At 68.3% G+C, this 14,779-nt stretch carries 13 protein-coding genes; 10 read left to right on the forward strand and 3 right to left on the reverse strand.

Annotated elements, in window-relative coordinates:
• The first annotated feature begins 14 nt into the window (after nt 1–14).
• The 8 genes from cheB to KM176_RS03175 are packed head-to-tail and all read left to right on the forward strand — an operon-like array spanning nt 15 to nt 7,056.
• Entirely contained in the window at nt 15–1,085 is a 1,071-nt protein-coding gene (cheB, locus tag KM176_RS03140) for a chemotaxis-specific protein-glutamate methyltransferase CheB (protein ID WP_160896352.1), read from the forward strand.
• The gene (locus tag KM176_RS03145) at nt 1,085–1,714 is read left to right on the forward strand and encodes a HEAT repeat domain-containing protein (protein ID WP_160896351.1); all 630 of its coding nucleotides are present in this window, start codon (nt 1,085–1,087) and stop codon (nt 1,712–1,714) included. Before cheB ends, KM176_RS03145 begins: the two co-directional genes overlap by 1 nt.
• Complete coding sequence (locus KM176_RS03150; protein ID WP_160896350.1) at nt 1,711–2,553, forward strand: CheR family methyltransferase; 843 nt, start codon at nt 1,711–1,713, stop codon at nt 2,551–2,553. Before KM176_RS03145 ends, KM176_RS03150 begins: the two co-directional genes overlap by 4 nt.
• A complete protein-coding gene (locus KM176_RS03155; RefSeq protein ID WP_160896349.1) occupies nt 2,550–2,951 on the forward strand; it encodes a response regulator in 402 nt (133 codons plus the stop codon). Before KM176_RS03150 ends, KM176_RS03155 begins: the two co-directional genes overlap by 4 nt.
• Nucleotides 2,948–5,236 carry a chemotaxis protein CheA gene (locus KM176_RS03160; protein WP_160896348.1) on the forward strand — a complete coding sequence of 763 codons (2,289 nt, stop codon included), beginning with the start codon at nt 2,948–2,950 and terminating at the stop codon, nt 5,234–5,236. Before KM176_RS03155 ends, KM176_RS03160 begins: the two co-directional genes overlap by 4 nt.
• Nucleotides 5,221–5,466, forward strand: coding sequence for a hypothetical protein (locus KM176_RS03165; RefSeq protein ID WP_160896347.1), 246 nt, complete (start codon nt 5,221–5,223; stop codon nt 5,464–5,466). Before KM176_RS03160 ends, KM176_RS03165 begins: the two co-directional genes overlap by 16 nt.
• A gap of 3 nt (nt 5,467–5,469) precedes the next feature.
• Nucleotides 5,470–5,841, forward strand: a complete 372-nt coding sequence (locus KM176_RS03170) for a response regulator (protein ID WP_160896346.1) — start codon at nt 5,470–5,472, stop codon at nt 5,839–5,841.
• Between the two features lie 9 nt (nt 5,842–5,850).
• Nucleotides 5,851–7,056 (forward strand): methyl-accepting chemotaxis protein, encoded by a 1,206-nt coding sequence (locus KM176_RS03175; protein WP_160896345.1) that lies wholly within the window; start codon nt 5,851–5,853, stop codon nt 7,054–7,056.
• A gap of 596 nt (nt 7,057–7,652) precedes the next feature.
• On the opposite strand, the gene KM176_RS03180 is transcribed toward KM176_RS03175, so the two are convergent.
• On the reverse strand, nt 7,653–8,315 hold the full coding sequence (locus KM176_RS03180; protein ID WP_236045139.1) for a TetR/AcrR family transcriptional regulator: 663 nt from the start codon (nt 8,313–8,315) through the stop codon (nt 7,653–7,655).
• A 154-nt stretch (nt 8,316–8,469) separates the two neighbouring features.
• Between KM176_RS03180 and KM176_RS03185 the strand changes: the two genes are divergently transcribed.
• Together KM176_RS03185 and KM176_RS03190 are read left to right on the forward strand one after the other, a co-directional pair.
• Nucleotides 8,470–9,633: an efflux RND transporter periplasmic adaptor subunit gene (locus KM176_RS03185; RefSeq protein ID WP_160896344.1), complete on the forward strand. Its 1,164-nt coding sequence runs from the start codon at nt 8,470–8,472 to the stop codon at nt 9,631–9,633.
• Nucleotides 9,634–9,642: 9 nt separating this feature from the next.
• Nucleotides 9,643–12,741: an efflux RND transporter permease subunit gene (locus KM176_RS03190; protein WP_160896343.1), complete on the forward strand. Its 3,099-nt coding sequence runs from the start codon at nt 9,643–9,645 to the stop codon at nt 12,739–12,741.
• A gap of 64 nt (nt 12,742–12,805) precedes the next feature.
• On the opposite strand, the gene KM176_RS03195 is transcribed toward KM176_RS03190, so the two are convergent.
• Nucleotides 12,806–13,348, reverse strand: a complete 543-nt coding sequence (locus KM176_RS03195; protein ID WP_160896342.1) for a response regulator transcription factor — start codon at nt 13,346–13,348, stop codon at nt 12,806–12,808.
• 15 nt (nt 13,349–13,363) lie between these two features.
• The gene (locus KM176_RS03200; protein ID WP_160896341.1) at nt 13,364–14,713 is read right to left on the reverse strand and encodes an ATP-binding protein; all 1,350 of its coding nucleotides are present in this window, start codon (nt 14,711–14,713) and stop codon (nt 13,364–13,366) included.
• Nucleotides 14,714–14,779 lie beyond the last annotated feature (66 nt).

The following is a 14,779-nucleotide window of genomic DNA, read 5'->3' on the forward strand; positions in this document are numbered from 1 at the left end:
CGGGAGGACCGGAGATGAAACTGCTGATCGTCGACGATTCCGCCCTGATGCGCCGGGTGCTGCAGCAATGCTTCGCCGAGGACCCCGAGATCGAGCTGATGACCGCCCGGGACGGCGAGGATGCACTTGAAAAGGCGCGGGAATTCCAGCCGGACGTCATCACGCTCGATATCAACATGCCGAAGATGGACGGGCTGACCTGCCTTGCCCACCTGACCGAGGACTGCGACGCCAAGGTCATCATGGTCTCATCGCTGACCGAGAAGGGGGCGCTGGCCACTTTCGAGGCGCTGGAGCTGGGGGCGGTGGATTTCGTCGCCAAGCCCGGCGGCACGGTGTCGCTGAACCTCGATCGGGTCTTCGACGAGCTGCGCGCCAAGGTCCGAGCGGCGATGGGGATGCGCCCGGTGCGGAGAGCACCGGCCCCTCCTCCGCCCCGGCCCCGCCCTGCCGCAGCTCCGCCGCCGCGCCGGGCGCTGCGCCGCCATGCGCCGGCGGATGTTCTGCTGATCGGCAGTTCGACCGGCGGGCCGAAGACCGTGGGCGCCATCCTGGAGGCGCTGCCCGTGGATTTCCCGATCCCCATCGTCGTCGCCCAGCACATGCCGGAACGGTTCACCCGCATCTTCTCGCAGCGGCTGAACGACTCCTGCGCGCTGCGGGTGACCGAAGTGACCTCGGCCCAGCTGCTGGAACCCGGGACTGCCTATATCGCCACCGGTGGCGCCGACCTGGAACTCAGGCCGCGCGGCATGGGCCTGGCCGTACACCCGGTCGCCGCCGATGACCGCTACGTCTGGCATCCCAGCGTCTCCCGCCTGGTGGCCTCGGCGCTGGATCACGTGGCAGCCGACCGGATGCTGGCGGTGATGCTGACCGGCATGGGCAATGACGGCGCGGCGGAAATGGCCGCCCTGCATGACGGCGGCGGCCGCACCATCGCGGAATCGGCGGAAACCGCGGCCGTTTTCGGCATGCCGGAACAGCTGATCGCCCGCGACGGCGCCACCAAGGTGCTGCCGTCCTACCGCATCGCGGATCAGATCCTGCGCTGGTCCCAGACCGCCGCCGAAAGGACCCCCTGATGCCGCTGATTTCCTCTCCGTCCGAGCCGTCGCATCCCCGGCGCAAGCCCAGCCGCAGCGCCATTCTGAAGGCCCTGGCCGAGGGCACCGCCTATGCCCGCCGCCAGGCCGCGCGCGACCTGATCGGCGTGCCCGAGGCCGAGGCGGCGCTGATCCGTCAGCTGGAACGCGAGGAGGATCCGGCGGTGCGCCGGGCGCTGCTGGACACGCTGACCGGCTTCGGCGGCGCCCGGGTCACCGCGACGCTGATCGCCATGCTGCGCCAGGACGATGCCGGGCGGCGCAATGAGGCGGTGACCGCCCTGCAGCAGCTTTCGCAGGAGGTGGCGCTGCACATGGCCGACCTGCTGAGCGATCCCGATCCCGACATGCGGATCATGGCGGTGGACGTGCTGCGCCTGCTGCCGCACCCGGAGGCGCCGCACTGGCTGCACGACCTGCTGCTGCGCGAGACCCATGTGAACGTGGCCGGCGTCGCCATCGACCGGCTGGCCGAGATCGGCACCCCCGCGCATCTGCCGGCACTGGAGGCGGCGCGCACCCGTTTTGCCGCCGAACCCTACATCGGCTTTGCCGCCGATTTGGTGATCCGCCGCATCCGCGCCCTCGACGCGGAGGGGCCACGATGAGCGTCACCGCCCTCAGCGCCGAGGATTTCGGCCTGTTCCGGGAATATTTCTACAAGAAGACCGGGATCGAGTTCGACGAGAGCAAGCGCTACTTCGTCGACAAGCGCATCCTCAAGCGGATCGAGGCAACCGGCGCGCCCTCCTTTCGCGACTATTTCGTCAAGATGCGCTTCGAGGCCTCGCAGAAGGAATTCCAGAACATCGTCAACCTGATGACGGTGAACGAGACCTACTTCTTTCGGGAAGAGCACCAGTTCCGCTGCCTGACCGGCCCGGTGCTGGACGAGGTGGTCGAGATCCGCCGCCGCCGCAAGGGACCGATCCGCATCCTGTCTCTGCCCTGCTCGACCGGGGAGGAACCCTATTCCATCGCCCTGTCGCTGATCGCCGACTGGCCCGGCCTGGCGCAGCACGACGTGGAACTGGCCGGCTGCGACATCGACACCGAGGTCTTGGCCCGCGCCCGCGACGGGCTGTACGGCGCCCGCAGCGTCCAGCATGTGCCCCCCGCCGTCCTGGCCCAGCATTTCACCGCCGAGACCGGCAACCGCTTCCGCATTTCCGAGGAGCTGCGCGGCGCGGTCGATCTGTTCCGGATGAACCTCTCGAACCCCGAGGAAGCCCGCAGCCTGCGCAACTACGACGTCATTTTCTGCCGCAACATGCTGATCTACTTCGACGATACCTCGCGCCGGATGGCGACCGATGCGCTCTATGATGCGCTCAACCCCGGCGGGTTCCTGTTTCTGGGCCATTCCGAAAGCATGAGCCGGATCTCCTCTCTGTTCACGATCCGGAAGTTTCCCCAAGCCATCGTCTACCAGAGGGGCCTGTCATGACCGAAGACCGATCCGAACCCCGTCGCCCGCTGGCCCTGGTGGTGGATGATGCGACCACCGTGCGGATGTACCACCGCGGCCTGATCGAGGAAGCCGGCTGGGATGTCATCGAGGCCGAGAACGGCATGGAGGCGCTGGAGCGCGTCATTGGCCAGCCGGTCGAGGTGATGTTCGTCGACGTCAACATGCCGGTGATGGACGGCTACCGCTTCATCGCCGCCGCCCGCAGCAGCGAGACCCTGGGCCAGGTGCCGGCGGTGATGATCTCCACCGAGGCGCAGGTGCTCGACAGTGACAAGGCCTTCGCGGCGGGCGCCAACCACTACCTGGTGAAACCGGCGCGTCCCGGGGACCTGCGGGCCCTGCTCGCGCTTCTCGCCCCGGAGGTTCCGGCATGAGCCCGCTTCTGACCCAGTTCATCCAGGAGACCCGGCACCTGATCGAACAGGCCTCCAGGGCCCTGTTGGCGCTGGAGGCCGCGCCATCGGACAGCGAACATCTCGACGGGCTGTTCCGCGCCGTGCACACCGTCAAGGGCGCCTCGGGCCTGTTCGAGATCGCGCCCTTCACCCGCATCGTCCATGCCGGAGAGGACGTTCTGGACGCGGTGCGCGCCGGCGACGTCCCCTTCGATGCCGAACTCGCGGACCAGCTGCTGCGGATGCTCGACCAGATGAGCGAATGGCTGGAGGCGCTGGAGACCAGCGGCGGGCTGACCGAGGAGGCCGCCGGGGTCGGAGAGGCGCTGTCGCAGGCATTGCGGGCCCATCTGATCGAGGCGGCGGAGGCGCCGGTGGTGCTGTCGCCCGATCTCTCCCCCCGCACCGACTGGCCCGAGGCCGTTCCCGAGGCGCTGCGTCACGGCACCGGCTGTCATCTGATCACCTACCAGCCGCATCCGGAGGTCTTCTATTCCGGCGACGACCCGCTGCTGACGGTGATGACCACGCCCGGACGCGGCTGGTGCCGGACCCTGCCGCCCGAGGTCTGGCCGGATCCGGAGGCCTTCGATCCTTTCACCGCACTGCTGGGCTTCCAGCTGGTCAGCACCGCCCCCCTGGCCGAGCTGGAGGCGCATTTCCTCTATGTCGCCGATCAGGTCCGGATCGAGGCCCTGCCCGACCGCGCGCCCCCGCCGCATCCCGCAGAAGGGCCCGGCGCCGTGCTGGCCGACATGGCCCGGGCGCTCTGCACCTCGCAGCTGCGCCTGCTGGAGGCCGGGGCCCCCGAGGCGCAGCGCCCGGCGCGGCAGGGCACCGCGCGTACCGTGCTGATGCGCGCGGCCAGGGCCCTCGGCCAGGCCGGGATCGCCGGGCAACTCGCGGCGCTCGACCCCGGGGAGGCCGGTGCTGCCGGAGCGCTGGCCGATCTGGCGCGGGCGCTGTCCGACAGCCTCAGCGCGCCGCCACCCGCCCTGCCCGGCCCCCCCGTGGCCGCGCCGCAGCCACCGCCCCCCGCAGAGGCGCCGGACCCGGCCCAGGCCGCCCCCCGCAAGGCCGCGCCGATCCGCGTCGACGCGGAACGGATCGACCAGCTGATGAACCTGGCCGGAGAGCTGATCGTCGCCAAGAACGCCATGCCCTTCCTGATCCGCAAGGCCGAGGAGATGGAGGACCCCCGCGCCCTCGCACGCGAAATCAAGGCCCAGCATGACGCCATCAACCGCATCGCAGATGCGCTGCAGACCGCCGTGATGCAGATCCGCATGGTACCGGTCGGCACCGTGCTGAGCCGCTTCAACCGGCTGGTCCGGGACCTGGCGCGCAAGCTCGACAAGCGGATCCGGCTGGAGATCACCGGTGAGGAGACCGAGGCCGACAAGGCCATCGTCGAGGAACTGGCCGACCCGATGGTGCACCTGATCCGCAACGCGATCGACCACGGGCTGGAGACGCCCGCCGAACGCCGCGCCGCCGGCAAGCCCGAGGAGGGCACTTTGCGCCTGTCGGCCAGCCAGCGCGACGATCACGTTGTGATCGAGATCGGCGACGACGGGCGCGGCATCGACCTGGACCGGGTGGTCGCCAAGGCGCTGGAAAAGGGCCTGATCGACGCCGCCGAACTGGACACCATGACCGAGGAGGCGCGGATGCAGCTGATCTTCCGCGCCGGCCTGTCGACCCGGGACGAGATCTCGGACCTGTCAGGGCGCGGCGTGGGCATGGACGTGGTGGCCAGCATGGTGCGCCGCGTCGGCGGGACCATCGCACTCAGCAGCCGGACCGGCCAGGGCACCACGGTCCGGGTCAGCCTGCCGCTGTCTATGGCGGTGCAGCGGTTGATGATGATCGAGGTCGGCGGCGGACTTTACGGCGTGGCGGTGGACCAGATCGTCGAGAGCCAGCGCCTGACCCGCGACCGAATCCACCGCCACCGTCACGAGGAAACGATCCTGCTGCGCCAGCGGATGATCCCGCTGCTGCGGTTGCGCGACCTGTTCGGCTGCCCGCCCGAAGATCCCGGCGAGGTGAAACCGGAAATCAACATTATGGTCGTAAGCGTCGACGGAAACGAGGTCGGGCTGGTGGTGGATCGCTTCCACGCCGGCATCGAGGCGGTCGTGAAACCGATGGAGGGCATCCTGAACGGCGTCAACTGTTTCGCCGGGACCGCCCTTCTGGGGGACGGCTCGGTCCTGCTGGCCCTGAACCTGTCGGAGGTACTGTCATGCCGCTGGAACTGACCGAGGACCGCGCGGTGCTGCACGGCCATGCCGAGATCACCGAGGCCGAGGACCTGTTGGCCTGGCTGCGCCGCACGCCGGCGCCGCGCGTCGATGTCTCGGGTTGCGGCTCGGCGCATCTGGCGGTGCTGCAGGTGCTGCTGGCCCTGCGCCCTGCCCTCGACGGGATCGGCAACGCGCAGGACTGGCGCGGCTTCCTCGCCGCGGCCCGGCCCCAGGAAACGGAGTGAGAGATGAGTACGATCCTGATAGTCGATGACAGCCCGACGGTGCTGATGAGCATGGAACAGCTGCTCAGCCGGTTCGGCTACGGCGTGATGAAGGCCGCCAGCGCCGAGGAGGCGCTGCGCAGCGTCTCGGGTGGCAGCCGGCCGAACCTTGTGATCACGGATTTCAACATGCCCGGCAAGAACGGCGCAGAGCTGATCCGGGCGTTGCGCGCCATGGCCCAGCACCGCTTTACCCCGATGCTGGTGCTGACCACGGAATCCCAGCGGGACCGCCGCGAGGAGGCCAAGGCCGCCGGCGCCACCGGCTGGCTGGTCAAGCCCGCCGATCCGGTCCAGCTGGAAAGCGTGCTGAAGAAGCTGCTTCCGAACGGCTGAGCGATGCGCGTGCGGGCGATCCGAACCCTTCTGGCCGGCCTGATGCTGGCCGCGCTCTCGGGCATGGGCGCATTGCTGTTGCCCCCGCTTGCCGTGGCCGGGCTGGTGCTGGTCGCGGCTGTCCTGACCCTGCATCTGACCGGGCGCCCCCCTGCCCCTGCCCCGCCCGAAGCGCCCCCGGATGCCCCCGAGGAGAGCGCCCGGATCCTTCCCCTTGTGCGCCAGCCCCCGCCCGCCGTCGGCCTGTCGGCGCCCCATCTGGCCGCGCTGATGGAGATCCTCGAACGGCTGGCCCTGAACGCGGTCGAGGACACCAACCGTTCCAGCACCGATTTCATCACCCGACTGATGGACATCGAAACCCGGGTCAGCTCGGCCAACCATCAGCACAGCGCCGCCCTGGCCGAGCTGACCCAGATCGACGCCATGGCCGAGGGACATGCCGACGACCGCACCGTGATCGACGAGGCGATCAACACCGCCATCGGCTTCAACCAGTCGATCCAGGTGGAATATGCGGCCTCGACCAATGCCCTGCAGGAGGTCGAGACGTCGATTTCCGAACTGCACAAGGAGCTGGGCACGATCAGCCGCATCGCCAAGGAAATCGACCTCCTGTCGATCAATGCCGCCATTGCCGCCGCCCGCGCCGGCGAGGCGGGCGCGGGCTTTTCGGTCATCGCACAGGCGATCCGCGGGCTGGCGCTGGAAACCCACAACATGACCCTGCGGATGGAACCGCTGCTGCAATCGGCGCGCGGCACCGTTCAGTCCCATGCCGCCCGCAAGCAGGACAGCCGCGACCGCCACAAGGGCGAGATCGGCCAGAGATTGGCGGACCAGGTGACGCTTCTGGAATCAATGCGGGTGAAACTGCGCCAGCTGGCCACGGATTATGCCGCGCTGATCGAGAACAACCGCGCCGACGTGGAGCATTCCCAGCAGGCCGGGCAGGATGTCGAACAGGCGATCCGCGCGGCCATGGCGACGGCGCAATACGGCGATATCATCCGCCAGCAGATCGAAACGATCATCGGCTGCCTGAAGACCCTGCGGGCGGTCTCGGAACGCGGAGCTCCGCTGGCCGAGACCGAGCCCGAGCTGGAGCGCCTTCTGGGGGGCCTGTCGGGCGGCTACGTGATGGACAGCCAGCGCCGCGCCCATGCCGGCGGCGGGCCGGGCACGCCGGAGGAACCCCAGGTCGAGCTGTTCTGATGTCCGCCCCGGCGCTGTCGCCCGCGCCGCGTCACGGGGCAAGGCGCTCCGGATCCCGCCCAACAGGGCGGCGCGCACACCCCACTTCGGCACGAATGGCCGGGAGACACGGGACGGACGGCCCCCTCCCTCCGGGCGCCGCCGGAACTTGCATCCGGACCGAAGGCGGAAGCAGCGTCAGAGAAGAAAGCTGGGACAGGGACAGGGACAGGGACAGGGACAGGGACAGGGACAGGGACAGGGACAGGGACAGGGACAGGGCAAAAAGCAGCGAACCCGCTGTCTCGCAAGGCGCCGTTCATCCGGTTTCAACCTGCCGCACCAGTTCGCCGGGCTCTTGGCTCTTGGCTCTTGGCTCTTGGCTCTTGGCTCTTGGCTCTTGGCTCTTGGCTCTTGGCTCTTGGCTCTTGGCTCTTGGCTCTTGGCTCTTGGCTCTGAAAAGATCATGTCGGGCCAGACATCCTAGCAAGGCCTTGCCGGCGGCCAGGGTCCATCAGGGCGCGGGGTGCGCCCGGAAGCGAACGGATCACGTCAGGCGGGCTGGCACACGCGATGCGTGCGGGACAACGGGCACATCCGGCCCGCCGCGTGCCGGATCAGCTGATGCCCTTCAGGAACACGCTCAGTCCAAGATTGAAACGGGCCTCCCAGGCGGCGGGGGACGGGCGGTGATGGGTGTCGATCAGGGTTTCCAGCACCGACAGATGCAGCATGTCCAGCAGCAGCGCCGAGGCGGCATCGGTGTCGCGCACGCTCAGCTCGCCGCGTGCGCAGGCCCGCTCCAGCTCGTATTTCAGGCGTTGCTGCTTGTAACGCGGTCCCTCCTCCAGGCAGCGCCGTGCCAGCCGGGGATGGTTCTGCGCCTCGGCCACCGCCAGGCGGAACAGCGCGATCGGCAGTTCCCAGGCATCGCAGGGCTGATCGAAGCGGAACATGTCGCGCAGCCGCGCGCTCAGGTCGCGGTCGTCGTCCAGGCAGCAGGCCTCCGGATCGCCATGGCAGAAACGCTGTTCCAGATAGGCTTCGAACAGGCTGTCGCGGTCCTGGAACAGCCCGTAGAGGGTCTGCTTCGACATGCCGGCGCGCCGGGCCACGGCCGACATGGTCATGCCCGCCAGCCCCACCTCGTGAAACAGGTCGTCCAGCGCATCCAGGATCTTCTGCCGCCGCTCGGAGGCTTCCATGACCACGGGGCGCCCCTTGCGGCCACGCGCCGCACCGCAGACCGATGCGGTTTCCTTCTCTGCCTGCCCCGTCATCACCGTTCCCTTCCGGACCGGTCATTTCCTCGCCGGTACGTGAATTGTCTTGCGAAATTTCTCCCGCAGCATTTAAAAGACTTCCGAGTCTTGTATTACATCCGCGGGCGCGCTCCAAGCGCTTTCCCCTCACAACTCCGAGAAGGAGCCGGTCATGGCCCACTTCAGCCTCGCCTCCCTGCGGGCGCTCCCCCTTGCGCTTGCCCTGCTGGCCGGAACGACCGCCCAGGCGCAACAGGGCGGCCAGATGCCGCCCGGCGCCGTGACCGTCGTAACCCTTGAGCCGCAATCGCTGACGCTGACCTCGACCCTGCCGGGCCGGGTGCGGGCCTTCGCGGAATCCGAGGTGCGCCCGCAGGTCAACGGCATCGTCACCGAACGCCTGTTCCAGGAAGGCTCGGACGTGAGCGAGGGCCAGGTGCTCTACAAGATCGACGCCACGACCTACCAGGCGGCAGTGGACCAGGCGCGGGCCTCCGTCACCTCGGCCCAGGCGACGCTGCGCGCCGCCGAGCGCGACTTCGACCGGGTCTCGGCTCTGAGCGACCGGGGCGTGTCGACCCAGCAATCGATGGACGAGGCGACCTCTTCGCGTGATACCGCGCGCGCGCAGGTCAGCGTCGCGGAGGCCGCGCTGCGCTCGGCCCAGATCGAGCTGGACCATACCGAGGTGCGCGCCCGCCTGTCGGGCCGCATCGGCCTGTCGGACGTCTCTCAGGGGGCGCTGGTGACCGCCAGCCAGACCACCGCGCTGGCCACGATCCGCAAGCTGGACGTGGTTTCGGTCGATGTGACCCAGTCGGCGGCAGAGCTGCTGCAATGGCGCCGCGGCCAGGGCGTGCAGGCGGTGGAGGATGCCGATGTGGCGCTGACGCTGGCCGATGGCAGCACCTATGAGCAGACCGGCAAGCTGACCGCCGCCGAGCCCCATGTCGATGAACAGACCGGCGTGGTGGTGCTGCGGCTGCAGTTCCCCAATCCCGACGGCGTGCTGCTGCCGGGCATGTATGTCCAGGTGGAAATGCCGACGACCCGGGTCGAGAACGTCTTCCTGGTGCCCCAGGAGGCCGTCAGCCGCGACCGGCGCGGCAACCCGACCGCCCTGGTGGTGAACGCCGAGAACAAGGTCGAACCCCACCCGCTGAAGGTGCTTCAGGACCAGGGCAGCGACTGGGTGGTGACCGGGGGCGTCGCCGCCGGCGACCGGGTCATCGTGGCGGGCATGAAAAGCGCCGCCCCCGGCGCGACGGTGGTCCCGCAGGAACGCAAGACCGATGCCGAGGCCCAGGCCTCGCCCGGTGCAGACGCTTCGAAATAAGGCGAACCGATGGCACGCTTCTTCATTGACCGGCCCATCTTCGCATGGGTCATCTCGATCATCATCATGGGCGTCGGGCTGCTGTCCATCATGACGCTGCCGGTGGCGCAGTATCCGCAGATCGCGCCGCCCTCGATCACCATCAACGCCACCTACCCCGGCGCCTCGGCGCAGACCGTCGCCAATACCGTCACCCAGGTCATCGAACAGCAGATGACCGGGCTCGACGGGATGCGCTACATGTCCTCGAACGCCTCCTCGGCGGGCACGACGCAGATCACCCTGACCTTCGAGACCGGGACCGATCCGGACATCGCCCAGGTGCAGGTGCAGAACAAGCTTTCTCAGGCGACATCGCTGCTGCCGGAAAGCGTGCAGAAGCAGGGCGTCACCGTGCGCAAGTCCTCTGCCGGCTTCCTGATGGTGATCTCGCTGATCTCGCCCGACGGCTCGATGGACGAGACCGACCTGGGCGACTACCTGCAATCCAACCTCGTCGACGACATGAGCCGGATCGAGGGCGTCGGATCGGTGCAGGTCTTCGGCTCGCAATACGCGATGCGGATCTGGCTCGATCCAGCCAAGCTGACCGCCTATGAGCTGACGCCCTCGGATGTGGTGTCCGCCGTCAGCGAGGAGAACGCGCAGATCTCGGCCGGGGCTTTCGGCAATCGTCCCGCCCCCGAGGGCCAGATGCTGAATGCCACGATCACCGCCCAGTCGCTGCTTCAGACGCCCGAGGATTTCCGCCAGATCGTGCTGCGCGCCGAGGAAGACGGCGGCCTGGTGCTGCTGGGCGATGTCGCCAAGGTCGAGATCGGCTCCGAAGGCTACAGCTTTACCGCCACCTACAACGGCCAGCCCGCGACCGGCATGGCGATCAGCCTCGCCCCCGGGGCCAATGCGCTCGACACGTCCGAGCGGGTGCACGAGCGGATGAAGGAATTCGCGCAGTTCTTCCCGCAGGGCATCGACTACGTGATCCCCTACGACACCACCCCCTTCATCGAGATCTCGATTGAATCGGTGATGCACACGCTGGTCGAGGCGATCGTGCTGGTGTTCCTGGTGATGCTGCTGTTCCTGCAGAACTTCCGCGCCACGCTGATCCCGACGCTGGCGGTGCCGGTGGTGCTGCTGGGCACCTTCGGGGTGATGGCGGCCATGGGCTTTACCATCAACACCCTGACCATGCTGGCCATGGTGCTGGCCATCGGCCTGCTGGTCGATGATGCCATCGTCGTGGTCGAGAACGTCGAACGCGTGATGGCCGAGGATGGCTCCTCTCCGCTGGAGGCGACCAAGAAATCCATGGGCCAGATCACCGGCGCGCTGATCGGCATCGCCATGGTGCTGTCGGCGGTCTTCGTGCCGATGGCCTTCTTCGGCGGCTCGACCGGCGTCATCTACCAGCAGTTCGCCATCACCATCGTCTCGGCCATGGCGCTGTCGGTGGTGGTCGCGCTGACGCTGACCCCGGCGCTTTGCGCGACGCTGCTCAAGCAGGGGCACGGGCCCAAACGCGGCCTCTTCGGGCTCTTCAACCGCGGTTTCGAGGCGACGACACGCGGCTACGGGCGCGGCGTGGCGGGGATCGTGAAACGGCCCTTCCGCATGGCGCTGATCTATCTGGTGATCGTCGGCGTCATGGTGGGGATGTTCCTGCGCACCCCGACCGGCTTCCTGCCGGACGAGGATCAGGGCATCATGTTCGTGATGATCCAGGCCCCCACCGGCGCCACGCTGGAACGCACCGAGGCGGTCGTCGATCAGGTCGAACAGTACTTCCTGAAGAACGAGGCCGACGCGGTGCAGGCGGTCTTCGGCGTGGCGGGCTTCGGCTTTGCCGGCCAGGGGCAGAACATGGCACTGGCCTTCGTGCGGCTGAAGGACTGGTCCGAACGCACCGACCCCGCGCTGTCGGTCAAGGCGGTGGCGGGGCGGGCCTTCGGCGCGCTCAGCCAGATCCAGGATGCCTTCGTCTTCCCGATCGTGCCCCCTGCGGTGACCGAGCTGGGCAATGCCTCGGGCTTCGACATGTATCTTCAGGCACGCGGCGGCCAGACCCATGAAGAGCTGACCAATGCCCGCAACATGCTGCTGGGCATGGCCGCGCAAAGCAAGCTGGTGACCGGCGTGCGCCCGAACGGGCTTGAGGATGCGGCGCAGTTCGACCTGGACATCGACTGGCGCAAGGCCGGCGCGATGGGGGTTTCGGCGACCGACGTGTCGAACCTGCTGGGCATCGCCTGGGCGGGCTCCTACGTGAACGACTTCATCGACCAGGGCCGGATCAAGAAGGTCTATGTCCAAGGCCAGGCCGACAGCCGCGCCACCCCCTCGGACATCGCCAAGTGGCGGGTGCGCAACTCTTCCGACGGGCTGGTGCCCTTCGCGAACTTCGCGCAGGGGTCCTGGAAGACCGGCGCGCAGGGCATCTACCGCTACAACGGCGTGCCCGCGATGCAGATCCAGGGCAGCCCCGCCCCCGGCGTCACCACGGGCGAGGCCATGGCCGAGATGGAGCGCCTGGCCGGCCAGCTGCCGCCCGGCTTCAACGTCGCCTGGACCGGCCTGTCGCTGGAGGAAAAGCAGTCCGGCAACCAGGCGCCGCTGCTCTATGCGCTTTCGCTGGCCGCGGTCTTCCTGTCGCTGGCGGCGCTCTATGAAAGCTGGACCATTCCCTTCGCGGTGATGCTGGCCATGCCCATCGGGGTGCTGGGCGCGCTGATCGGTGCCTGGCTGGGCGGCTACGAGAACGGCGTGTTCTTCCAGGTCGGCCTGCTGACCGTCATTGGCCTGACCGGCAAGAATGCCATCCTGATCGTCGAGTTCGCCCGCGAAAGGATGCAGTCGGGCGAGGCGCTGATCCCCGCCACGGTAGAGGCCGCACGCCAGCGCTTCCGACCGATCATCATGACCTCCATGGCGTTCTCCCTCGGGGTGGTGCCGCTGGTCCTGTCGACCGGCGCGGGGTCGGGCGGGCGCAATGCCATCGGTGCGGGGGTGCTGGGGGGCACGCTGGCCTCGACCATGCTGGGCGTGCTGCTGGTGCCGCTGTTCTTCGTCATCGTGATGCGGCTGTTTACCCGCCGACCGAAGGGCTGAACCTGGCACATACGAAAAACGGGGGCCTTCGGGCCCCCGTTTCGCATCCCCCCGGGATCTCTGCCTAGCGGATCTGCCGCTTGGCCAGCCGCCGCGCCAGGGTACGCCGGTGCATCCCCAGACGCCGCGCGGCCTCGCTGATGTTGAAGTCGGTGTCGCGCAGCACTTCCTGGATACGCTCCCATTCGCCGACCCGCAGCCCGCCCGAGGCCTGGCCCAGCGGCAGCGTCGGATCGCCCTCGCCGCGCTCGAAGGCGGCCTCGATCTCGCTCGCGGTGGCGGGTTTGGCAAGGTAATGGCCGGCGCCCAGCTTGATCGCCTCCACCGCCGTGGCGATCGAGGCAAAGCCGGTCAGCACGACGATGCGCGGCGGCGGGCTGAGGGCGGCAAGGTCGCGCACGCATTCCAGCCCGCTGCGCCCGGGCAGCTTCAGGTCGACCAGCGCGCAATCGGGCACGCGGGCCTCGCCCATCTCCTGGGCCTCTTCGGCCGAGGCCGCGATGCGCACATCGAAGCCGCGCCGCTGCATCGACTTCTGAAGGGTTTCCGCCAGTGCCGTGTCATCCTCGACGATCAGCAGGTCGCGGCGGCTTTCCGTCTCGCTCATGACGTGATGCTCCGTTCAGGGCGGCAGGACGAGGACGACACGCGCCCCGCCCTCCGCGCGGTTCTCGATCCGCCAGTCGCCGCCCAGGCGCCGCACGGCGTTCGACACGAGGTAGAGGCCGAAGCCCCGCCCGGGGTTGCCCTTCTCGGCCTGGACCGGGCGGATCGGATGGGCAAGGATCTTGTCCGGGAAACCCGGACCGTCATCCTCGAATTGCAGGATGATGCCGCCGGCACCGCTGCGCCCGGCGCGGATCGTCATGTGCTGCGCCCCCGCCTGCCCCGAATTGGTCAGGATGTTGCGCAGCGCCTGTTCCAGCAGCGCATCCACCAGCAGGGTCTGCTGCGCGATCTCACCCTCGGGCAGGCGCACCTTCAGCGTGCCGCCATCATCATGCCAGTCGGCCACCAGCTCTTCCAGGAAGTCGCCCAGAAGGATGCTCTCGGCGGCCTCGAACCGATCAAGACCGGCGGCGAACAGCATGTGGCTGACGATGCGCCGGCAACTGGCCAGTTCCGCCTGCATCTGCGCCAGGTTCGCCTTGAGTTCCGCCTCGGGCGGCAGACCGACCTGGGCCCAGTCGTCCAGCGTCACCGCGACGGTGGTCAGCGGCGTGCCCAGCTCATGCGCGGTGGAAGAGGCCATGACGCCCAGCCGCACGAAATGCTCGTCCTCGACGATCTGCTGGCGCAGGGCGCCGATCTGGGCGTCCCGGGTCGCCAGGTTGCCCTGGATGCCGCGCAGGATCCAGGTCAGCAGCCCGACCGACAGCACGAAGCCCAGGAACATCCCCTCAAGGTGCAGGCTCATGAAGGTGGAGCCATGCGCCAGGTGTTGCGGCAGCGTCAGCGGCAGGCCGTGGTTCAGCAGCCAGAAATAGGCCAGCACAGCGGCGCCGAGGATCGCCAGGACCTGCGGCATCGGGATCAGCACCAGCGCCAGCATGACCTGCAGGAAGTACAGCGTCACGAAGGGATTGGAGGCACCGCCGCTGAAATAGAGCAGGATGGTCAGCGCGATGACGTCGAACAGCAGCTCGACCGTCAGGGTCCAGCGCCGCACCCGGCGTTCCCGGAAGGAGCGCCAGACCGCCGCCAGATTGATCGCCGCCGAGATCGCGATGACCGTCAGCATCGGCCCCACCGGCAACTTCGCCTTGAACAGGAAGACCGTCAGCGCGATGGCCATGACCTGCCCGACCAGCGCGAACCAGCGCAGCCGGATCAGCAGGATCAGGTTGCGCAGCGCCGCATTGTCCGAGGCCGCGCGGATCGCGGCATCATGGGAAGCTTCCGTCCCGCCGCCCCCTGGGGATGCGGGGCCGCCGGGCGCGGGGCCCGCCTTCCACCTGGAAAATACACTCATGACCATCACCCCTTCATCCGGGTGCAATCATGGCCTGCGACCGCCGTCAATGCTACCTTCAGATAG

The sequence above is a fragment of the Pseudooceanicola endophyticus genome, assembly GCF_018760365.1.
Lineage (GTDB): Bacteria > Pseudomonadota > Alphaproteobacteria > Rhodobacterales > Rhodobacteraceae > Pseudooceanicola > Pseudooceanicola endophyticus.

Excerpts from the sequence above, each read along its gene's own strand:
- cheB (WP_160896352.1), top strand. The coding sequence starts at position 15 with ATGAAACTGCTGATCGTCGACGATTCCGCCCTGATGCGCCGGGTGCTG.
- KM176_RS03145 (WP_160896351.1), top strand. The coding sequence starts at position 1,085 with ATGCCGCTGATTTCCTCTCCGTCCGAGCCGTCGCATCCCCGGCGCAAG.
- KM176_RS03150 (WP_160896350.1), top strand. The coding sequence starts at position 1,711 with ATGAGCGTCACCGCCCTCAGCGCCGAGGATTTCGGCCTGTTCCGGGAA.
- KM176_RS03155 (WP_160896349.1), top strand. The coding sequence starts at position 2,550 with ATGACCGAAGACCGATCCGAACCCCGTCGCCCGCTGGCCCTGGTGGTG.
- KM176_RS03160 (WP_160896348.1), top strand. The coding sequence starts at position 2,948 with ATGAGCCCGCTTCTGACCCAGTTCATCCAGGAGACCCGGCACCTGATC.
- KM176_RS03165 (WP_160896347.1), top strand. The coding sequence starts at position 5,221 with ATGCCGCTGGAACTGACCGAGGACCGCGCGGTGCTGCACGGCCATGCC.
- KM176_RS03170 (WP_160896346.1), top strand. The coding sequence starts at position 5,470 with ATGAGTACGATCCTGATAGTCGATGACAGCCCGACGGTGCTGATGAGC.
- KM176_RS03180 (WP_236045139.1), bottom strand. The coding sequence starts at position 8,315 with ATGACGGGGCAGGCAGAGAAGGAAACCGCATCGGTCTGCGGTGCGGCG.
- KM176_RS03185 (WP_160896344.1), top strand. The coding sequence starts at position 8,470 with ATGGCCCACTTCAGCCTCGCCTCCCTGCGGGCGCTCCCCCTTGCGCTT.
- KM176_RS03190 (WP_160896343.1), top strand. The coding sequence starts at position 9,643 with ATGGCACGCTTCTTCATTGACCGGCCCATCTTCGCATGGGTCATCTCG.
- KM176_RS03195 (WP_160896342.1), bottom strand. The coding sequence starts at position 13,348 with ATGAGCGAGACGGAAAGCCGCCGCGACCTGCTGATCGTCGAGGATGAC.
- KM176_RS03200 (WP_160896341.1), bottom strand. The coding sequence starts at position 14,713 with ATGAGTGTATTTTCCAGGTGGAAGGCGGGCCCCGCGCCCGGCGGCCCC.